Annotated in this window: 14 protein-coding genes; 1 reads left to right on the plus strand and 13 read right to left on the minus strand. The window is 60.2% G+C overall.

What is annotated here, in order from left to right; genetic code table 11:
- Positions 1 to 75 precede the first annotated feature (75 nt).
- The 11 genes from hemE to ACYZT5_RS22510 all read right to left on the minus strand — a co-directional run bounded on the left by hemE (position 76) and on the right by ACYZT5_RS22510 (position 15,872).
- Positions 76 to 1,143 carry a uroporphyrinogen decarboxylase gene (gene hemE, locus ACYZT5_RS22460; protein WP_462043220.1) on the minus strand — a complete coding sequence of 356 codons (1,068 nt, stop codon included), beginning with the start codon at positions 1,141 to 1,143 and terminating at the stop codon, positions 76 to 78.
- Positions 1,144 to 1,375: 232 nt separating this feature from the next.
- Positions 1,376 to 2,794, minus strand: a complete 1,419-nt coding sequence (locus ACYZT5_RS22465; protein ID WP_462047465.1) for an FAD-dependent oxidoreductase — start codon at positions 2,792 to 2,794, stop codon at positions 1,376 to 1,378.
- A gap of 33 nt (positions 2,795 to 2,827) precedes the next feature.
- On the minus strand, positions 2,828 to 7,273 hold the full coding sequence (gene gltB, locus ACYZT5_RS22470) for a glutamate synthase large subunit (RefSeq protein WP_462047466.1): 4,446 nt from the start codon (positions 7,271 to 7,273) through the stop codon (positions 2,828 to 2,830).
- 351 nt (positions 7,274 to 7,624) lie between these two features.
- The gene (locus ACYZT5_RS22475) at positions 7,625 to 9,208 is read right to left on the minus strand and encodes an AAA family ATPase (protein WP_462047467.1); all 1,584 of its coding nucleotides are present in this window, start codon (positions 9,206 to 9,208) and stop codon (positions 7,625 to 7,627) included.
- A gap of 10 nt (positions 9,209 to 9,218) precedes the next feature.
- Positions 9,219 to 10,319, minus strand: a complete 1,101-nt coding sequence (aroB, locus tag ACYZT5_RS22480; RefSeq protein ID WP_462047468.1) for a 3-dehydroquinate synthase — start codon at positions 10,317 to 10,319, stop codon at positions 9,219 to 9,221.
- Between the two features lie 151 nt (positions 10,320 to 10,470).
- Complete coding sequence (gene aroK, locus ACYZT5_RS22485; protein WP_010464421.1) at positions 10,471 to 10,989, minus strand: shikimate kinase AroK; 519 nt, start codon at positions 10,987 to 10,989, stop codon at positions 10,471 to 10,473.
- A gap of 4 nt (positions 10,990 to 10,993) precedes the next feature.
- Entirely contained in the window at positions 10,994 to 13,084 is a 2,091-nt protein-coding gene (pilQ, locus tag ACYZT5_RS22490; RefSeq protein WP_462047469.1) for a type IV pilus secretin PilQ, read from the minus strand.
- A gap of 13 nt (positions 13,085 to 13,097) precedes the next feature.
- The gene (locus ACYZT5_RS22495) at positions 13,098 to 13,625 is read right to left on the minus strand and encodes a pilus assembly protein PilP (protein ID WP_462047470.1); all 528 of its coding nucleotides are present in this window, start codon (positions 13,623 to 13,625) and stop codon (positions 13,098 to 13,100) included.
- Positions 13,622 to 14,245: a type 4a pilus biogenesis protein PilO gene (gene pilO / locus ACYZT5_RS22500; RefSeq protein WP_462047471.1), complete on the minus strand. Its 624-nt coding sequence runs from the start codon at positions 14,243 to 14,245 to the stop codon at positions 13,622 to 13,624. Before pilO ends, ACYZT5_RS22495 begins: the two co-directional genes overlap by 4 nt.
- Positions 14,242 to 14,808 (minus strand): PilN domain-containing protein, encoded by a 567-nt coding sequence (locus ACYZT5_RS22505; RefSeq protein WP_462047472.1) that lies wholly within the window; start codon positions 14,806 to 14,808, stop codon positions 14,242 to 14,244. The genes pilO and ACYZT5_RS22505 overlap by 4 nt, the downstream gene beginning before the upstream one ends.
- Entirely contained in the window at positions 14,808 to 15,872 is a 1,065-nt protein-coding gene (locus ACYZT5_RS22510) for a pilus assembly protein PilM (RefSeq protein ID WP_462047473.1), read from the minus strand. Before ACYZT5_RS22510 ends, ACYZT5_RS22505 begins: the two co-directional genes overlap by 1 nt.
- Positions 15,873 to 16,090: 218 nt before the next feature.
- Here ACYZT5_RS22510 and ACYZT5_RS22515 point away from each other — a divergent pair, with 218 nt between their 5' ends.
- Positions 16,091 to 18,532 (plus strand): penicillin-binding protein 1A, encoded by a 2,442-nt coding sequence (locus tag ACYZT5_RS22515; protein ID WP_462052294.1) that lies wholly within the window; start codon positions 16,091 to 16,093, stop codon positions 18,530 to 18,532.
- Between the two features lie 221 nt (positions 18,533 to 18,753).
- Here ACYZT5_RS22515 and ACYZT5_RS22520 read toward each other — a convergent pair whose 3' ends face one another.
- Positions 18,754 to 20,022, minus strand: a complete 1,269-nt coding sequence (locus ACYZT5_RS22520) for a malic enzyme-like NAD(P)-binding protein (RefSeq protein ID WP_347802203.1) — start codon at positions 20,020 to 20,022, stop codon at positions 18,754 to 18,756.
- A 183-nt stretch (positions 20,023 to 20,205) separates the two neighbouring features.
- Positions 20,206 to 21,006 (minus strand): thermonuclease family protein, encoded by an 801-nt coding sequence (locus tag ACYZT5_RS22525; RefSeq protein ID WP_462047474.1) that lies wholly within the window; start codon positions 21,004 to 21,006, stop codon positions 20,206 to 20,208.
- Positions 21,007 to 21,009: the final 3 nt, after the last annotated feature.

The raw sequence follows: 21,009 nt of genomic DNA on the forward strand, positions 1-21,009 counted from the left end.
CACATTCAACATCACTGCTGACTGATCCACCGCTTTCGCGAGCAGGCTCGCTCCCACATTGAAACCGGGCGCTAGTTACTCGTGATACTGCGCCGACAGTTCATGCACCGCACGCAGGAAGGCGCCAGCGTGTTCCGGGTCGACTTCAGGCGTGATGCCATGGCCGAGGTTGAACACGTGACCACTGCCCTTGCCATAGCTGGCGAGGATGCGGCCGACTTCGGCGCGAATGGCTTCTGGCTTGGCGTACAGCACGGTCGGGTCCATGTTGCCTTGCAGCGCGACTTTGTTGCCGACACGCTGGCGGGCTTCGCCGATGTCGCAGGTCCAGTCCAGGCCTAACGCATCAGCGCCTGCATCGGCAATGCTTTCGAGCCACAGGCCGCCGTTCTTGGTGAACAGGATGACCGGAACCTTGCGGCCTTCGTGTTCACGGATCAGGCCGCTGACGATTTTGCGCATATAAGCCAGGGAGAACTCCTGGTACGCCGCCGCTGACAGGTTGCCGCCCCAAGTGTCGAAGATCTGCACCGCTTGCGCGCCAGCCATGATCTGGCCGTTGAGGTAGCTGGTGACCGACTGCGCGAGCTTGTCGAGCAGCAGGTGCATGGCTTGCGGGTTGTCGTAGAGCATGGCCTTGGTCTTGCGGAAGTCTTTCGACGAACCGCCTTCGACCATGTAAGTGGCCAGGGTCCATGGGCTGCCGGAGAAGCCGATCAGCGGCACGCGACCGTTCAGTTCGCGGCGGATGGTGCTGACCGCGTCCATGACGTAGCCGAGGTCTTTGTGCGGATCAGGGATTGGCAGGGCTTCGACGTCGGCCAGGGTGCTGACGACTTTCTTGAAGCGTGGACCTTCACCGGTTTCGAAGTACAGGCCTTGGCCCATAGCGTCCGGGATGGTCAGGATGTCGGAGAAAAGGATCGCCGCGTCCAGTTGTGGATAGCGGTCGAGCGGTTGCATCGTGACTTCGCAAGCGAACTCCGGGTTCATGCACAGGCTCATGAAGTCACCGGCCTTGGCACGGCTGGCGCGGTATTCCGGCAGGTAGCGACCGGCCTGACGCATCATCCAGACAGGCGTGACGTCTACGGGTTGCTTGAGCAGGGCGCGAAGGAAACGGTCGTTCTTCAGGGCAGTCATGTCGGCATCCGGAAAAAAAGTGCGGGCATTTTCTCAGAGCGCGACGCAAAAGGCACGGCAAGAGCCGCGCCTTTTGTCTATCGGGTCAATTTGTCGCGGATCAGCCACCGAAAGATCGTTCCCACGCTCTGCGTGGTAACGCCTCCTGTGACGCTCCGCGTCACGACTTTTGGGGACGCGGAGCGTCCCAGGCTGCATTCCCACGCGGAGCGTGGGAACGATCATTGGCGAGTTAGACGCCCAGGTAATCCAGAATCCCTTCAGCGGCATTACGCCCTTCGAAGATCGCGGTTACCACCAGGTCAGAACCGCGAACCATGTCGCCACCGGCGAAGATTTTCGGGTTGCTGGTCTGGTGCTTGTACTGACCTTGTTCCGGTGCCACGACGCGGCCCTGGCTGTCGGTCTGGATGCTGTGCTGTTCGAACCACGACGCCGGGCTTGGACGGAAACCGAACGCGATGACCACGGCGTCGGCCGGGATGATCTCTTCGGAGCCCGGGATCGGCTCGGGGCTGCGACGGCCACGGGCGTCCGGTTCGCCGAGACGGGTCTCGACCACCTTCACGCCTTCGACGCGGTCTTCACCGACGATGGCGATCGGCTGGCGGTTGTAGAGGAATTTCACGCCTTCTTCCTTGGCGTTCTTCACCTCTTTGCGCGAGCCCGGCATATTCTCTTCGTCACGACGATAAGCGCAGGTCACCGATTTGGCGCCCTGGCGAATCGAAGTACGGTTGCAGTCCATCGCCGTGTCGCCGCCGCCCAACACCACAACCTTCTTGCCTTTCATGTCGACGAAATCTTCCGGCGACTTTTCAAAGCCCAGGTTGCGGTTGACGTTGGCGATCAGGAAATCCAGCGCGTCGTAAACGCCCGGCAGGTCTTCACCGGCAAAGCCGCCCTTCATGTAGGTGTAGGTGCCCATGCCCATGAACACGGCATCGTATTCTTCGAGCAGTTGCTCGACGGTCACGTCCTTGCCCACTTCGGTGTTCAGACGGAACTCGATGCCCATGCCGGTGAAGACTTCGCGACGATTGCTCAGCACGGTCTTTTCCAGCTTGAACTCGGGGATACCGAAGGTCAGCAGACCGCCGATTTCCGGGTTCTTGTCGAACACCACCGGGGTCACGCCACCGCGTACCAGCACGTCGGCACAGCCCAAACCCGCCGGGCCTGCGCCGATGATCGCGACACGCTTGCCGGTCGGCTTGACCTTGGACATGTCCGGGCGCCAGCCCATGGCGAACGCGGTGTCGGTGATGTACTTCTCGACCGAACCGATGGTCACCGCGCCAAAGCCGTCGTTGAGGGTGCAGGCACCCTCGCACAGACGATCCTGCGGGCACACCCGGCCACAGACTTCCGGCAAGGTGTTGGTCTGGTGCGACAGCTCGGCGGCCTGAAGGATGTTGCCCTCGGCCACCAGTTTCAGCCAGTTCGGAATGAAGTTGTGCACCGGGCACTTCCATTCGCAATACGGGTTACCGCAACCCAGGCAACGGTGGGCCTGGTCGGCCGACTGCTGGGGTTTGAACGGCTCGTAGATTTCCACGAACTCTTTCTTGCGTTGACGCAACAGTTTCTTCTTCGGATCCTTGCGCCCGACATCGATGAACTGGAAGTCGTTATTCAGACGTTCAGCCATTGTTAAAACCTCATCAAACTCTTCAGGCGCATATCACTGCGGGTTGGCACGGGTGCTGGAAAGCAACGATTTCAGGTTGGCAGCCTTGGGCTTGACCAGCCAGAAACGACGCAGATAGTCGTCGAGGTTTTCAGCGAGGTTACGGCCCCATTCGCTGTCGGTTTCCTCGACGTATTCGTTCAGCACGCGTTGCAGGTGGCTGCGATAGGCTTCCATCGCCTCACCGCTGATCCGCTGGATTTCCACCAGTTCGTGGTTGACCCGGTCAACGAAGGAGTTGTCCTGGTCGAGCACGTAGGCGAAACCGCCGGTCATGCCTGAGCCGAAGTTGTAACCGGTCTTGCCCAACACGCAGACGAAACCACCGGTCATGTACTCGCAGCAGTGATCGCCCGTGCCTTCCACCACGGTGTGAGCACCGGAGTTACGCACCGCGAAACGCTCGCCCGCGGTACCGGCGGCGAACAGCTTGCCGCCGGTGGCGCCGTACAGGCAGGTGTTGCCGATGATGGCACTGTCCTGAGTCTTGTAGACGCTGCCCTTCGGCGGAACGATAACCAGCTTGCCGCCGGTCATGCCTTTGCCGACGTAGTCGTTGGCGTCGCCTTCCAGGTACATGTGCAGGCCGCCAGCGTTCCACACACCGAAGCTCTGACCGGCCGTCCCTTTGAAGCGGAAGGTAATCGGCGCACTCGCCATGCCTTGGTTGCCATGCTTGCGAGCGATTTCACCGGAGATCCGCGCGCCGATCGAACGGTCGCAGTTGCAGATATCCAGCGCGAAATCAGCGCCGCTCATGTCGTTGATGGCCGAGGTGGCCATATCGACCATTTTCTCGGCCAACAGGCCTTTGTCGAACGGTGGGTTGCGGTCGACCTGGCAGAATTGAGGCTTGTCTGCCGGGATGTGGTCGCTGCCCAGCAACGGCGTCAGGTCCAGGTGTTGCTGCTTGGCGGTCTGGCCTTCGAGGATGTCCAGCAGATCGGTACGACCGATCAGCTCTTCGAGGGAGCGCACGCCCAGCTTGGCCAGCCACTCACGGGTTTCTTCGGCGACGTAGGTGAAGAAATTCACCACCATGTCGACGGTCCCGATGTAGTGATCCTTGCGCAGCTTTTCGTTCTGAGTCGCGACGCCGGTGGCGCAGTTGTTCAGGTGACAGATACGCAGGTATTTGCAGCCCAGCGCGATCATTGGCGCGGTGCCGAAGCCGAAGCTTTCAGCGCCGAGGATCGCTGCCTTGATCACGTCGAGGCCGGTTTTCAGGCCGCCGTCGGTCTGCACCCGGACTTTGCCGCGCAGGTCGTTGCCGCGCAGGGTTTGGTGGGTTTCGGCCAGGCCGAGTTCCCATGGAGCGCCCGCGTATTTGATCGAGGTCAGCGGCGATGCACCGGTGCCGCCGTCATAGCCGGAGATGGTGATCAAGTCCGCATAGGCCTTGGCCACACCGGCGGCGATGGTGCCGACGCCTGCTTCTGCTACCAGCTTCACCGAGACCAGCGCCTTCGGGTTGACTTGTTTCAGGTCGAAAATCAGCTGCGACAAGTCTTCGATCGAATAGATGTCGTGGTGCGGCGGAGGCGAAATCAGGGTCACACCCGGCACTGCGTAACGCAGCTTGGCGATCAGACCGTTGACCTTGCCGCCTGGCAGTTGACCACCTTCGCCGGGCTTGGCGCCCTGAGCGACTTTGATCTGCAGCACTTCAGCGTTGACCAGGTATTCCGGGGTCACACCGAAACGGCCAGTCGCCACTTGTTTGATTTTCGAGCTCTTGATGGTGCCGTAACGCGCCGGGTCTTCGCCGCCTTCGCCGGAGTTGGAACGCGCACCGAGGCGGTTCATGGCTTCGGCCAGGGCTTCGTGAGCTTCCGGCGACAGCGCGCCAAGGGAGATGCCCGCGGAGTCAAAGCGCTTGAGCACCGATTCCAGCGGTTCGATCTCGCTGATGTCCAGCGGCGTGTCCAGGGTTTTGACCTTGAACAGGTCGCGGATCATCGACACCGGGCGGTTATCGACCAGCGCCGTGTATTCCTTGAACTTGCTGTAGTCGCCCTGCTGCACAGCGGCTTGCAGCGTGTTGACCACGTCCGGGTTGTACGCGTGATATTCGCCACCGTGGACGAACTTCAGCAAACCGCCCTGCTGGATTGGCTTGCGCGGGCTCCAGGCTTCGGCAGCCAGGGCTTTCTGCTCGGCTTCGATGTCGACGAAGCGCGCACCCTTGATGCGGCTTGGCACGCCACGGAAGCTCAGCTCGCAGACTTCTTCAGACAGGCCGATGGCTTCGAACAACTGCGCACCGCGGTACGACGTAATGGTCGAGATACCCATCTTCGACAGGATCTTCAGCAGGCCTTTGGTGATGCCTTTGCGGTAGTTCTTGAACACCTCGTAGAGGTCGCCCAGCACTTCACCGGTACGGATCAGGTCGCCCAGCACTTCGTAAGCCAGGAACGGATAGACCGCCGAGGCGCCGAAACCGATCAACACCGCGAAGTGGTGCGGATCGCGAGCAGTCGCGGTTTCCACGAGGATGTTGGAGTCGCAACGCAGGCCTTTTTCGGTCAGGCGGTGGTGCACCGCGCCGGTGGCCAGGGAAGCGTGGATCGGCAACTTGCCCGGGGCAATGTGACGGTCACTCAACACGACTTGGGTACGACCGGAGCGCACCGCTTCTTCAGCCTGATCGGCAACGTTGCGGATCGCCGCTTCGAGGCCGACGCTTTCGTCGTAGTTGAGGTCGATGATCGCGCGCTCAAAGCCCGGACGATCGAGGTTCATCAGCGAGCGCCACTTGGCCGGAGAAATGACCGGCGAGCTGAGGATCACGCGCGAGGCGTGTTCCGGCGACTCCTGGAAGATGTTGCGCTCGGCACCGAGGCAGATCTCCAGCGACATGACGATGGCTTCACGCAGCGGGTCGATGGGCGGGTTGGTGACCTGCGCGAACTGCTGGCGGAAATAGTCGTACGGCGTGCGCACGCGCTGGGACAGCACGGCCATCGGAGTATCGTCGCCCATCGAGCCGACGGCTTCGTAGCCTTGCTCGCCGAGCGGACGCAGCACTTGATCACGTTCTTCGAAAGTGACCTGGTACATCTTCATGTACTGCTTGAGCTGGTCGACGTCATAGAAAGCCGAACCGTGGTCGTTGTCTTCCATGGTCGCCTGGATGCGCAGGGCATTCTTGCGCAGCCATTGCTTGTACGGATGCCGCGACTTCAAGCGGTTGTCGATGGCATCGGTGTCGAGGATCTGACCGGTTTCGGTGTCCACGGCAAAGATCTGGCCCGGGCCAACACGGCCCTTGGCAATCACGTCTTCAGGCTGGTAGTTCCAGACACCGATTTCCGAGGCCAAGGTGATGAAACCGTTTTTGGTAGTCACCCAACGCGCCGGACGCAGACCGTTACGGTCGAGCAGGCACACCGCGTAACGACCGTCGGTCATTACCACGCCGGCCGGGCCGTCCCACGGTTCCATGTGCATCGAGTTGTATTCGTAGAACGCCCGAAGATCCGGGTCCATGGTTTCGACGTTCTGCCACGCAGGCGGAATGATCATCCGCACGCCACGGAACAGGTCGATGCCACCGGTGACCATCAGCTCAAGCATGTTGTCCATGCTGGAGGAGTCGGAACCGACGCGGTTGACCAGCGGGCCGAGTTCTTCCAGGTCCATCAGATCGTTGGTGAACTTGGTGCGACGGGCCACGGCCCAATTGCGGTTGCCGGTGATGGTGTTGATCTCGCCGTTGTGGGCGAGGAAGCGGAACGGCTGAGCCAGCGGCCATTTCGGCAGTGTGTTGGTGGAGAAGCGCTGGTGGAACACGCAAATCGAGGTTTGCAGGCGCTGGTCGCTGAGGTCTGGATAGAAGGCGCAGAGATCCGCCGGCATCATCAGGCCTTTATAAATGATGGTCTTGTGCGAAAAGCTGCAAATGTAGTGATCAGCGTCGGCGGCGTTGGCCACGGACGAGCGACGACGAGAGGTGAACAGCTTGATCGCCATGTCCTGATCGCTCAGGCCTTCACCACCGATGAACACTTGTTCGATCTGCGGCAGACGCTCGAGGGCTAGGCGGCCGAGGACGCTGGTGTCGATCGGCACTTTGCGCCAACCGACCAGTTGCAGACCGGCGGCCAGGATCTCGCGGTTCATGTTCTCGCGAGCGGCCTCGGCTTTAACCGGGTCCTGGTTGAAGAAGACCATGCCCACAGCGTATTGCTTGGGCAGTTCGACGCCGAAGGTTTCCTGGGCGATGGCTCGCAGGAACACGTCCGGCTTTTGAATCAGCAAGCCGCAACCGTCACCGGTCTTGCCGTCGGCGTTGATCCCACCGCGGTGGGTCATGCAGGTCAGGGCCTCGATGGCCGTTTGCAAAAGGGTATGACTGGGCTCGCCCTGCATATGCGCTATCAGGCCGAAACCGCAGTTATCCTTGAATTCATCTGGTTGGTACAGACCTGCTTTCATAGACACTTTCTCACCAGGCTGCCTCTTTTCGAGGCAAATTTCTTTTCAATTCAACCACTTACCATCCGCGCCGAACGTACGCCAGCTTTGCGGGGGCAAAAGGGAGGTCATTGTACACACCGACACAGAGGCTCACAAATTTGACGACGAAATGTCGCAAATCTATGTCGCATTTGTGAAAGGTTTAAAGCGATATGCTGTGCTAGTCAAAACATTTTTAATGTTGACCGCAACGACTCAAAGACCACTGTGACGCAGACACCACAAGGCACGCAGCCTCTAGGGCAGCATGCTACTTGCGGAAAATTTTGAGGTGCCGGGAGAGGCGGCCTGGGTAAGGCCGCCGAATCATCAGCGAGCTGTAGCCAGTTCCTGTTGGACGCTGGCGACGGAGCGAGGCCAAGGTTTACCAGCCTGAACCTTCGCTGGCAAGGCCTTGATGGCGGTAAGGGCTGCATCGCGGTTGGCGAAGCTACCGTAAGTGATGACGTAAAGCGGCTTGCCGTTGAGGACTTTCTTGAAATAACGGTACTCGCCGCCCTGCTCTTTCACGAAGTTTTGCGCGGTCGCTTCAGAGCTGGTGCCGAGGATCTGCACCACGTAGTTGCTCGTCGGTTGTCCGGCGTACCAGCTGCCACCGGCGGCCTTGGCCACGGTGGTTGGTTTCTCGGCAGGTTTGGTCACCGGCGCGGGTTTAACCACTGGCGCAGGCTTCACGGCAGGCGCCGGGGCTGGCTTGGCCGTAGCGACCTGAGTCGGCGCAGGCACAGGCTTGGAGGCTGGCGTCGATGCAGGACCGGCCGACAGACCTGCTGGAGGCGCGGTGGTGGTCACGGTTGGCGGCGTAGCGCTGGAACCTTCGACCGGCACGCCGTCGTCGCCTTCGGTGATGCCGCCGGCAGCTTCGGCCAGCGGACCGCGCATGACCGGCTGCGAGTTGCCGACCAGCGGCAATGGCATCGGTTGCGAGTTACCGGCGAATTCGACGGCAGGTGCGCCGCCACTGTTAGGTTGTGGCGTGCCCTGGCCGAGCGGCAGTTGCGCCTGTTCGTTGGCAGGTGCACCCGTGGTTGGTGCTTTGCTGCGACCCGGCATCAACCAGGCGGCGGCTACCGCGACGACGACGACGGCGGAAATCGCCAATACGTGTTTCTTCGGCATGTTGAACCCCATACTTGGACGCTTGACCGCTGAGCGGCTGGCAATCATGGCTTCGATCATTGCATCGCGGGCAACCTGGTTGATGGTGCCAGGCCAACCGTCGGAGCTTTCGTGAATATCAGAGATCTGATCTGCGGTAAAAAGTTCGATACCCCGACCGGCGCCTTCGAGTCGCTGGTCCAGATATTCGCGGGTTTCTTCTTCGGTGTAGGGCTGCAACTCGATGACGTGGAAACGCTCTTCCTCGAGGCTCAGCGCCTCAAGTTGAGCAATCAGCGACGACTCGCCGAACAGGAACACATGCGGGCGACCTTCCGGTGCACCGGCGGCCAAGGCCAGCAAGGTTTCCAGCGCGGACTCGTCGAGTTGCTCGGCGTCATCCACCAGCAAATAGACTTCCTGCCCCGTGAGCGCAAGCTGCACCACTTGAGCCAGAATCGCGCCGATCTCGGCCTGGGCGACGTTCAGCGCCTGAGCGACCTGACGCAGCACACCCGCCGCATCGCCGGCGCCACGGGCGGAAACCACCACGCTCTGCACCGACTGTTTGTTGGTGCTGGCCACCAGTGCCTGACGCAACAGCGTCTTGCCACTGCCTTGTGGGCCGGTGACGACCAACAGCAACTGGCTGTAGCGTGCCAGGTGATGCAGTTGCCCCAGCACCGGTTTGCGCTGGGCCGGGAAGAATTTGAAGCCAGGCACCCGTGGAGCAAAAGGGTCATGACTCAACTGGTAATGGCCGAGGAAAGCCTCGTCGGCGTGCAAACTAGTCATCGGGATCTTATTAACCTTTAAGCTGAGCCAGAGCGCGGTAATCCGCTCCCAGCGTGGCCTGTAAAACCTCTTTCGGATAATCGTCGGTCACCACCGCTTCGCCCATGTGGCGCAGCAGCACCAGGCGCAAACGACCGTCGATCACTTTCTTGTCAATTGCCATGTGTTCGAGAAAATCGGCTTCAGTCATCTCTTCAGGCGGGATGACCGGCAGGCCGGCACGCTGGAACAGACGAATGCCGCGATCGCGCTCTTGTTCGCTGATCCAGCCCAGGCGCGCGGACATTTCCAAGGCCATTACGGTGCCAGCAGCGACCGCCTCACCATGCAGCCACACACCATAGCCCATGTGAGTTTCGATGGCGTGGCCGAAGGTGTGACCCAGGTTGAGCGTGGCGCGAACACCGGTCTCCCGTTCGTCGGCACCGACCACCGCAGCCTTGGCTGCGCAAGAGCGCTCGATGGCGTACGTCAGGGCGACCTGGTCCAGGGCGCGCAGGCGATCGACGTTTTCTTCAAGCCAGGTCAGGAACGGCTCGTCGCAGATCAGCCCGTATTTGATGACCTCGGCAAGCCCGGCGGACAGTTCGCGGGCCGGCAGGGTATTGAGAGTAGCGGTATCAATCAGCACTACGTTCGGCTGATAGAAAGCGCCGACCATGTTCTTGCCCAAGGGATGGTTGATCCCGGTCTTGCCGCCCACCGAAGAGTCGACTTGCGACAGCAGCGTGGTCGGAATCTGGATGAAATCGACACCACGCTGGTAGCAGGCGGCAGCAAAACCGGCCATGTCACCAATCACGCCGCCACCGAGGGCGATCACCGTGGTACGGCGGTCGTGCCGTGCGGTCAGCAGACCGTCGAAAATCAGCTGCAGGGTTTCCCAGGTCTTGAAGGCTTCGCCGTCGGGCAGCACCACGGAAACCACCGAGAACGGTGCGAGGCTGCGGGTCAGACGCTCGAGATAGAGCGGCGCAACGGTCTCGTTGGAGATGATCGCCACTTGCCGTCCGCGGATATGCGGAGCCAGCAGCTCAGGTTGATCCAACAAACCTTCGCCAATATGAATCGGGTAGCTGCGCTCGCCTAGATCGACCTTGAGTGTCTGCATGTGTCCCCACAGTGAAGATGGAATCAGGCGTCCTGCCTTGAGTTAACGAATGTCCACGGCGTCTGCTGGTGTGACGCCGTTCGGTAGCCATCCGCCACAACCTTGAGCGGCTGTGACAGGACGCCGAGGATAGCGCATTTCGCACTGCGCATTAACGGGGAGGTAGCTGCTGCAAGCGCTCGAGAATATCGAGCACCACCATTCGCGGCGGCCGCTCATCGGTTTCCACCACCAGATCGGCGATTTCCCGATAAAGCGGATCGCGAATCGCCAGCAGATCCCGAAGGGTCTTGGCCGGATCGGCAGTACGCAACAGCGGTCGATTGCGGTCACGGGAAGTGCGGCCCACCTGCTGCTCGACAGACGCATGCAGATAGACCACCCGCCCCCCGGCGTGCAGCGCCCGACGATTGGCCTCGCGCATCACCGCGCCGCCACCGGTCGCCAGCACCACGCCGTCGCACCCGCACAGCTCGGCAATCATCGCCTGCTCGCGGTCACGAAAGCCCGGTTCGCCTTCCTTATCGAAAATCCACGGGATATTGGCGCCCGTGCGCAATTCAATTTCCTTATCGGAATCTTTGAACGGCAGGCGCAGCTCTTTGGCCAGCAACCGGCCGATGGTGCTTTTTCCAGCCCCCATCGGTCCAACAAGAATCAAATTTCGCACAGAATCAATGACTCACAGCAATCGCCTGGTTATTCATGATACGCGGAGTGAGAAATACCAGCAGCTCGGATTTTTTCTCCGAAACCACGTCACGCCGGAAAAGGCGGCCAAGATACGGCACATCACCGAGAAATGGCACCTTATCTACAACCTTGCTCTGAGTATTTGAGAAAACTCCACCAATCACGATGGTCTCGCCGTCGTTGACCAGGACCTTGGCATTGACCTCGTTTTTCTTGATGGGCGGTACATCCTGCACCTTGTTCAGGTAGTCCGGTTCATCTTTGGTGACCTTGACCTCCATGATGATCCGGTTGTCCGGGGTGATCTGCGGCGTCACCTCCAGAGACAGCGAGGCTTCCTTGAACGACACCGAGGTCGCGCCGCTGGAGCTGGCTTCCTGGTAGGGAATCTCCGTGCCCTTGAGGATTTTCGCAGTTTCCTTGTCCGACGTGACCACCTTGGGCTGCGAGACAATTTCGCCGTTACCGGTCTTCTCCATGGCCGTCAGCTCGAGATCCAGCAGCACATTGTCGGTGATGAATGCGATGCCGAGCCCCGAGGTGTTGGCGGCGGTGCCCAGGTCGACGAACGGCGAGTTGGTGCTGGTGCTACCAGGCGTACCGATGGTCGACGAAGCGTTAGCCCCATTATTGCTGACGCCTGAGGTGTTCCAGTTGCCCTTGTTCTGCAATGAACCGCCCCAACGCACGCCGAGGCTTTTGTCATAGTCGACGTTGGCTTCGACGATGCGCGCCTCGATCATCACCTGACGCACCGGGATATCCAGTTGCGCGACGATGCGACGCAGTTCGTCGAGACGATCCTGGGTCTGGTAGGCAATGATGTTGTTGGTCCGCTCATCAACCGTGATCGAGCCCCGCTCATCGGCTTTTGCCTCGGCACTGGTCACTGACTGGAACAGCTTGGCGATGTCGGCAGCTTTGGCGTAGTTGACCTGCAACAGCTCGCGACGCAGGGGTGCCAGGTCAGCAATCTGCTTCTGCGACTCCAGCTCCTGACGCTCGCGGGCAGCGATTTCATCGGCCGGCGCCACCAGCAAAACGTTACCGATCTTGCGTTTATCCAGACCCTTGGTTTTCAACACCAGATCCAGCGCCTGATCCCACGGTACGTTTTGCAAACGCAGCGTGATGCCGCCCTGCACGGTGTCGCTGGCCACCAGGTTGAGATTGGTGAAGTCGGCGATCAGTTGCAGCACCGAACGCACATCGATGTCCTGGAAATTCAACGAGAGTTTTTCACCGGTGTAGGCAAAACGTTCAGTGTTGCGCTTCTGCAAGTCATCGATGGTCATCGGCCGGATGCTGACGGTGAGCTTGTTGTCGGTCTGGTAAGTCGAATAATCGAATGCGCCGCTGGGCTCAATGCTGATCGTGGCCCGATCACCGGTGGCGCTGGCGTTGACGAACTGCACCGGCGTGGCGAAATCCTTGACGTCCAGACGTACACGCAACGGTTCAGGCAATTGGGTCTTGGCGAAACCGAGGATGATCTTGCCGTCGCGCTCCTGAATGTCCGGGGCGATGGAAGGGTCCGACAGATCGATGACCACATTGCCTTCGCCCTGAGTGCCGCGCTGGAAATCCACACCCCGGATGGCCTTGCCTACCGGCGCATAGGCTTTCGCCGGGGCGGGTGTTGCAGTCGCGGCGCGCTGCGTTTTGGGAGCTGGGCTTGAGGTCGTTTTGTTGGCTCCTTGCCCGACCACCACGAACAGATTGTTGCCTTCGACCCGCGTGTTATACGGGGTCAACTGGGTCAGATTGATGATCAGTCGCGTACGGTCCTTGGCTTCCACCACCGTGGCGCTGCGGGCATTACCACCGCCCAGGTCACGATTTTTGCTTTTTAGCTGACTGACTACGCCGGGCAGATCCAGCGCAATCCGAGCAGGTTGTTCCGTGGTGTAACCGTGGGGCGGTGGTGGCGGCCCATCGAACGACAACTTCAACTCGACGCGGTCCCCTGGCAGCGCCGCAACATCCAGCGCTTTGAGGTTGGCCGCTTGTACCATCGGCGACAGCAACGCTATCCATAGCGAAATACCGAAGGTTGAGAAAATCCTGTTCATTATTCGAGTTCCACTATGAGTGCTCTTTCAAAGGGATGGTCCGCGGCCGCTCCAGCCAGGCGCCTTGGCCGTCCGGAACGATTTCGACCACATCGACCTGCGAGCCGCTGATGGCGACGATCCGCCCATCGTTACGCCCCAGGTAATCGCCGACTTTCAACCGATGCACCCCACCCGCCCCGCGCAGCAGCGCAAAGGAGCCGGTCGCATTGGCGATCGTTCCGACCATTTCAAACTGCTCGATGTTGAAACCTTCGAGGTACTGCTTGACCCGATCAGGGTCAGGTTTGACATTGCGTGAGCCGTGCTTCTGGCCGGCCAGATCGACTCTGATCTGTCGGGAAAACGGGCTTCGCAGGTTGGCGGCGCTGTAGGTGAATGTTGGGTAAGACCGAAATGTCGGCGTTGGTTCAATCTTGCCGGGCGCACGCAAACGCATGTCATTCATGTACGCGTCCAGGTCGCTGAAGTCATTGTCGCTGCCACAACCGGCCAGGCCGGCGACCAACACAACCACCGAGAAGCAACGAATCGGGCTCATTTTTGCAGCCCCTTGTCGTTGTAGCGGTAGGTCTTGGCAAGGATGCTCATGCGCAACTTCGGACCACCTTCCGGGTTGGCCGGCGCAAGGTCGAAGTCATGCAGGGTGACAATCCGTGGCAGCCCGGCCACGCCGCTGACGAAGGTGGCCAGGTCGTGATAGGCACCGGTAACGGTGATCTGGATCGGCAGCTCGATGTAGAACTGCTGCGTGACCTCTGGCAGCAGTTTGATCTCTTCGAATTCCAGGCCACTGCCCAGGCCGGTGCGAGTGATGTCCTCCAGCAGGCCAGGCACTTCGGTGTCACTGGGCAATTGCCGCAGCAGCACGCCGAAGGAGTTTTCCATCTCCTTCATCTGTTGGGTATACAGCTCCAGGTTCGCCGCCATGTGCGCCTTGTTGGCGAATTGTTCCTTGAGGGTCGACTCTTCCTCGCGCGTTTGTTCGAGCCGGGTTTGAAGGTCGCTCATGGAAAAGCTGTAGCCCAGAGCCAGCACCAGAATCATCAGCAGGACACCTGCCAGTGCCTTAATGGCTCGCGGCCAGGAACCGATGTTGTTGGTGTCCAGATCGTTGATGTCGATCTTGCGCAGGCCTTCGAACCATTCAGACGGAGTCATTGTCCGCCCTCCTCAGCGGCAGGCTGAGTCTGACGAACGGTTAATTGAAAGACGTTGGCCTGGTCCAATTGACCGGCGGTGGTCGCTTTGACTTCCGTCAGGGTCGGCGCATTGAACCAGTCCGACGCATCCAGATTACGCATCAGGTCCGAAACACGATTGTTGGAGTCTGCCGCGCCCGTAATGGACAGGGTTTTGCCAGCCATTTTCACCTCGGTGAAATACACTCCGTCCGGCAAGGTACGCGCTAACTGATCGAAGATCCGCCCACTGATCGGACGGTTGCCTTGCAGGTCCTGGATGATGCGCATGCGCTCGACCAGTTGCTGGCGACGGGCCTTCAAATCGCTGATCTGTTTAATCCGCTCGTCGACCACGGCAATCTGTTTTCCGATGTAGTCATTACGAGCCACTTGCCGATCGATGGCGCCATTGATGGCCTGGTTCGCAATCAGCACCACGCCCACCGTCCCCAACAGCACACCCACCAGCGCCAGCAAAAAGCGTTTGCGGCGCTCTTCTCGCTGCTCTTCACGCCAGGGTAAAAGATTGATCCGCGCCATCAGTCGAAACTCCTGAGGGCCAGCCCGCAGGCGATCATCAGTGCCGGCGCGTCGCTGGCCAGGGCACCGGCGTTGACCTTGCTGCTCAGGGCCATGTCGGAGAATGGGTTGGCCACTTGCGTCGGCGTGCCCAATCGCTGCTCGATCAACCGATCCAGCCCCGAGACCGACGCGGTACCTCCGGCCAGCAGGATGTGATCAACCGAGTTGTACTGACCGGAGGCGAAGAAAAACTGCAACGAACGCGACACCTGCTGCACCAGCGCATCGCGAAACGGTTGCAACACCTCGCTGACGTAATCGTCAGGCAAACCGCCCTGCTTCTTGGCCAACCCGGCCTGCTCAACAGTCAGCCCATAACGTCGCTGGATTTCCTCCGTCAGTTGACGACCGCCGAACAATTGTTCGCGGGTGTAGATGATTCGTCCCTTGTGCAGCACGCTCAGGGTGGTCATGGTCGCGCCGATGTCGACCACCGCTACCGTCAGACGCTCCTGAGAAGCAGCCAGTTGCCCCACCAGCAACGTGTAAGAACGCTCCAGCGCATAGGCCTCGACGTCGACCACGCGCGCCGTCAGGCCCGCCAGAGCCAGGGCCGCTTCCCGGACCTCGACGTTTTCCTTGCGACAGGCCGCCAGCAGCACATTGACTCGCTCGGGGTTGCGCGCGGAAACACCCTGGACCTCAAAGTCGATGGCCACTTCGTCCAATGGATAAGGAATGTATTGATCGGCCTCGATCTTCAGCTGGTTTTCCATCTCGTCGTCGGAAAGACCGGCGTCCATCTCGATGGTCTTGGTGATCACCGCCGAACCGGCCACGGCCACGGCGACGTTCTTGGTACTGGTTCTGGCCTTGAGCAGCACGCGCGCGAGTGCCTGCCCCACGCCTTCGAGCTCGGCGATATTTTTTTCGACCACCGCATTGGCGGGCAAAGGCTCCACCGCATAGGCCTCGACCCGATAGCGGTCGCCCTGGCGGCTTAGCTCCAGAAGTTTTACCGACGTGGAGCTGATGTCGATCCCCAGAAGCGTATTGGCCTTTTTATTGAAGAGTCCTAGCACTACCAATTCCCTATGACTATCCGTGTCTTACGGACTCTGTAATATCCGTTGCGTTCAAACCACCCGTCTTGACAGCAGCGCAAATGACGCCCTCGACGGAAAAATGCTTATAATGCCCAGCGTTTTTTTCCGGTTTTTACTTTCAAGCGCGGGTCGTTCCCTGTTATCTGAACCCTGATGCCTCATTCATTCTTTGCCCTGGATGTCCAAAAGCCTTGATTCGTCTGCTGAAATTTTTCGGTTGGTCCATCGTCGCCGTTTTCTGCGGACTGCTCCTCGGTCTTAGCGGCGCTTTTCTCTACCTTAGTCCGGGATTGCCGTCCGTGGAGGCTCTGAGAAGCATTCAGTTGCAGATTCCTTTGCGGGTGTACAGCAGCGACAACAAGTTGATCGCAGAGTTTGGCGAAATGCGCCGCACACCGATCCGTTTCGCCGACATTCCCCCCAATTTCATTAATGCGTTACTAAGTGCTGAAGACGACAACTTCGCCAACCATTATGGCGTCGACCCTAGCAGCCTGATGCGCGCGGCCACCCAGCTGGTAAAAAGCGGACACATTCAGTCCGGCGGCAGCACCATCACCATGCAGGTGGCGAAGAACTTCTTCCTGACCAGCGAACGCAGCTTCTCGCGCAAAACCACCGAAATTCTCCTGGCCCTTCAGATCGAACGACAGCTGACCAAGGACGAGATCCTCGAGCTCTACGTCAACAAGATCTATCTGGGCAACCGCGCCTACGGCATTGAAGCCGCCGCGCAGGTTTACTACGGCAAGTCGATTCGTGATGTCAGCCTGGCGCAGATGGCGATGATCGCCGGGCTGCCAAAAGCCCCTTCGCGTTTTAACCCGCTGGCCAACCCGGCCCGCAGCAAGGAACGTCGCGACTGGATCCTTGGGCGCATGTACAAGCTTGGCAAGATCACCGAAGCCGACTACACCACGGCGATCAACGAGCCGCTGAACGCCAGCTATCACGTGCCGACCCCGGAAGTGAATGCACCATACATCGCTGAAATGGCCCGCGCCGAAATGGTCGGTCGTTATGGCAGCGACGCCTATACCGAGGGTTTCCGCGTCACCACCACGGTGCCGAGCAACCTTCAGGAAATGGCCAACACCGCGGTCCACGAAGGTTTGATGACCTACGACCAGCGTCATGGTTATCGGGGCCCGGAGTCACGCCTGCCGGGCAAGACTCGCGAGGCCTGGACAACCGAGCTGACCAAGCAGCGCACCATCAGCAGCCTTGAGCCTGCCATCGTCACCCAGGTCGACAAGACCGGCCTACAGGTGATGACCCGTACCGGCGACGAACACGTCGGTTGGGACAGCATGAAATGGGCGCGTCCGTTCCTGAACACCAACAGCATGGGCGCCAATCCGAAGCAGCCGTCGGACGTCGCCCAGGTCGGCGACCTGATTCGGGTACAGCGTCAGCCAGACAATTCGCTGAAATTCAGCCAGATCCCGCAGGCTCAGGGCGCACTGGTTTCCCTCGACCCGCAGAACGGTGCCATTCGTTCCCTGGTCGGCGGTTTCGCCTTTGAACAGAGCAACTACAACCGCGCCATGCAGGCCAAGCGCCAGCCTGGATCGAGCTTCAAGCCGTTCGTCTACAGTGCAGCGCTGGATAACGGCTATACCGCCGCCAGCCTGGTGAACGACGCACCGATCGTGTTCGTCGACGAGTACCTGGACAAGGTCTGGCGTCCGAAGAACGACACCAACACCTTCCTCGGCCCGATCCGTATGCGTGAAGCGCTCTACAAGTCGCGCAACCTGGTGTCGATCCGCTTGCTGCAGGCGCTGGGCGTCGACCGCACCATTGATTACATCAGTAAGTTTGGCTTCAACAAGCAGGACCTGCCACGCAACTTGTCCCTGGCCCTGGGCACCGCGACGCTGACGCCAATGGAAATCGCCACTGGCTGGAGCACCTTCGCCAATGGCGGCTACAAGATCAGCCCCTACATCATCGACAAGATCGAAAGCCGCAATGGCGACACGCTGTTCGTCGCCAACCCGCCGAGCGTGCCAAAAGGCGGCGTAGCCAGCGACGGCATCGCCGCCCCTGTCGCGGCCAACGCCTTCACCGTCAACGCAACCCCGGGCGAAGCCCTGACTGCCCAGCCAGCGCCGCAAACGCCGGCCGTGGCCGAGCGCATCGTCGATGGTCGTACCACTTACATTCTCAACAGCATGCTCGAGGACGTGATCAAACTCGGCACCGGACGCCGTGCCCTGGCCTTGGGCCGCAGCGACATTGCGGGCAAGACCGGTACCACCAACGAGTCCAAGGACGCCTGGTTCTCTGGTTACAACGCCGATTATGTAACGACCGTCTGGACCGGTTTCGACCAGCCTGAAAGCCTGGGTCGCAAGGAGTTCGGCGGCACCGTCGCCCTGCCGATCTGGATGAGTTACATGGGCGCCGCACTCAAAGGCATGCCGCCCCATACGCAGCAAGAGCCGGAAGGCATCCTCAGCCTGCGAGTCGACCCGGTCAGCGGCCGTGCAGCCACCCCAGGCACGCCAGGTGCCTACTTCGAGCTGTTCAAGGCCGAAGACACGCCGCCGTCGGCGAACGAGCTGGGCAACGGCACTGCGCCGGGCAGCCCACTGCCAGCGGATGAAGCGGCGCCGATCGATTTGTTCTGATCACCTAAAGCTGCAAAAAGCCCCGCCTTCGAAAGAAGAGCGGGGCTGATCGTTCCCACGCTCTGCGTGGGAATGCCTCTACGGACGCTCCGCGTTCGGTTGTGGGAAGGGACGCGGAGCGTCCCGGGCTGCATTCCCACGCAGAGCGTGGGAACGATCACAGGCAAAAAAAAGCCCCGACTCGCAAGAGCCGGGGCTTTCTGTTGAAGCGCTACAACGACTTAGCCGTTGAACACGTCATCCACGCTTTTCAGCGGGTAGTTCTTCGGATACGGCAGGGTCGCTACGCCGGTCTCGATCGCGGCCTTGGCCACAGCATCGGAGATCACAGTGATCAGACGCGCATCCATTGGCTTGGGAATGATGTACTCACGACCGAATTCCAGTTTGATGCCGCCGTAGGCGTCGCACACTTCCTGAGGAACCGGCAGCTTGGCCAGTTCACGCAGGGCGTTGGCGGCAGCCACTTTCATTTCTTCGTTGATGCGCTTGGCGCGAACGTCCAGGGCACCACGGAAGATGAACGGGAAGCCCAGCACGTTGTTGACCTGGTTCGGGTAGTCCGAACGGCCGGTGGCCATGATTACGTCGTCACGGGTGGCGTGAGCCAGTTCCGGGGAAATTTCCGGATCAGGGTTGGAGCACGCGAACACGATCGGGTTGGCGGCCATGGATTTCAGGCCTTCAGCGCTCAGCAGGTTCGGGCCGGACAGGCCAACAAACACGTCAGCGCCTTTCAGGGCGTCAGCCAGGGTGCGCTTGTCGGTCGCGTGAGCGAAGACAGCCTTGTACTGGTTCAGGTCGTCACGGCCGGAGTGGATCACGCCGGTACGGTCAACCATGTAGATGTTTTCGATGTTGGCGCCCATGCTCACCAGCAATTTCATGCAGGAGATGGCGGCCGCACCGGCGCCCAGGCAGACAATCTTGGCGTCAGCGAGGGTTTTGCCAGCGATTTCCAGGGCGTTGATCATGCCCGCCGCCGTAACGATTGCGGTGCCGTGCTGGTCATCGTGGAATACCGGAATGTCGCACTGCTCGATCAGGGCGCGCTCGATCTCAAAGCACTCAGGTGCCTTGATGTCTTCCAGGTTGATGCCACCGAAGGTGATGGAGATGCGCTTGACGGTGTCGATGAAGGCTTGCGGGCTTTCGGAGTCGACTTCGATGTCGAATACGTCAATGCCGGCGAAGCGCTTGAACAGCACGCCTTTACCTTCCATCACTGGCTTGGAAGCCAATGGGCCGAGGTTACCCAGGCCGAGAATTGCGGTGCCATCGGAAATGACTGCAACCAGGTTGCCTTTGCCGGTGTACTTGTAGGCCAGCTCAGGATCGCGGGCGATTTCGCGTACTGGTTCGGCTACGCCGGGGCTGTAGGCCAGCGACAGGTCGCGGGCGGTAGCGGTGGCCTTGGTGAGCTCGACACTCAGCTTCCCTGGACGAGGATGGGCGTGATATTCGAGAGCGGCAGTTTTCAAATCAGACATGTGGGCATTCCGCTTTTTACTGTTGGACAGACGGACCGCCGAGGATACGCGTGTCGTAAAGTCCCCACAAGACTGACCAGTCACCCCTGTCAAGGACCCGGCCCTACGACTTTGGACCAAGAGCCGCGAAACTCAAGGGATAGACTGTTCACAATCGACAGAAAAAATGTCTACAATTTTTTCTCATGGCGCCGCTTGCAGCATCGCCGGGTCGGTCAATGGCAGAAGCCAACGCGCCTGCCCTTGTTTAAGCCCGCCGCGCCGCGAACGGTCCAGCACCCAGCCACGCGCCTCAATCTGCTTGCCCTTCAGCCGCTCAAGCGTCGCAACATCGAACTGCCCCAACAGATTGGGCGCAACGCGCAATACAACCGAATCCTGCAACTCGATCCAAACCCCACCGCGATTGCGCTGAACCTTGCTCACACGACCGCTGAGCACAGCGAAACCAGACGTGCTGATCTGCTCCGCTTTCAGCACAGGGGATTGGCGCCACAACCCGACTCCAGCCTGACGGGCACTGTGTTCCGCCGCTTTCTGGCAGTCGACCAGATCGACATTCGGCGCGACCGCCACCTGGAAACCGAGCCCCTCAGCGAGCATCTGCGCTTCGAGGTTGGCGCCATCGGCGCTGTAAACATGGGCCAGCGTGCGACCGTAATGATCTTTGCTCTCTTTGCCGGGCAGTAAACCGACCCGCCCGTCGCTGGCAGCCACCAGGGCTTCCAGGCGTTGGCGCGCCGTCACCGCGAACGGCTCGTCGGAGCGGCCTTTCTTGCCCAGCTCCGGCGTATTCAAACCGATCATGCGCACGCTGCGGCCATCGCTCAGGCGCAACGTGTCACCATCCACCACCCGCTGCACCGCGACGGATGTCAGCCCGCTCGGCGCCGGGCAGAAGGCCTGGGCACCGGACAGCCAAATCGCAGACACAAAAAAGGCGCCCGCAAGGGACGCCTTTTTCATCAGCAAGGTAAAGCCCATGGG

This window comes from Pseudomonas sp. LB3P14, from assembly GCF_054898045.1.

Excerpts from the sequence above, each read along its gene's own strand:
- hemE (WP_462043220.1), bottom strand. The coding sequence starts at position 1,143 with ATGACTGCCCTGAAGAACGACCGTTTCCTTCGCGCCCTGCTCAAGCAA.
- ACYZT5_RS22520 (WP_347802203.1), bottom strand. The coding sequence starts at position 20,022 with ATGTCTGATTTGAAAACTGCCGCTCTCGAATATCACGCCCATCCTCGT.
- ACYZT5_RS22495 (WP_462047470.1), bottom strand. The coding sequence starts at position 13,625 with ATGAGCCCGATTCGTTGCTTCTCGGTGGTTGTGTTGGTCGCCGGCCTG.
- ACYZT5_RS22475 (WP_462047467.1), bottom strand. The coding sequence starts at position 9,208 with ATGACTAGTTTGCACGCCGACGAGGCTTTCCTCGGCCATTACCAGTTG.
- ACYZT5_RS22465 (WP_462047465.1), bottom strand. The coding sequence starts at position 2,794 with ATGGCTGAACGTCTGAATAACGACTTCCAGTTCATCGATGTCGGGCGC.
- aroB (WP_462047468.1), bottom strand. The coding sequence starts at position 10,319 with ATGCAGACACTCAAGGTCGATCTAGGCGAGCGCAGCTACCCGATTCAT.
- ACYZT5_RS22525 (WP_462047474.1), bottom strand. The coding sequence starts at position 21,006 with ATGGGCTTTACCTTGCTGATGAAAAAGGCGTCCCTTGCGGGCGCCTTT.
- pilO (WP_462047471.1), bottom strand. The coding sequence starts at position 14,245 with ATGACTCCGTCTGAATGGTTCGAAGGCCTGCGCAAGATCGACATCAAC.
- gltB (WP_462047466.1), bottom strand. The coding sequence starts at position 7,273 with ATGAAAGCAGGTCTGTACCAACCAGATGAATTCAAGGATAACTGCGGT.
- pilQ (WP_462047469.1), bottom strand. The coding sequence starts at position 13,084 with ATGAACAGGATTTTCTCAACCTTCGGTATTTCGCTATGGATAGCGTTG.
- ACYZT5_RS22505 (WP_462047472.1), bottom strand. The coding sequence starts at position 14,808 with ATGGCGCGGATCAATCTTTTACCCTGGCGTGAAGAGCAGCGAGAAGAG.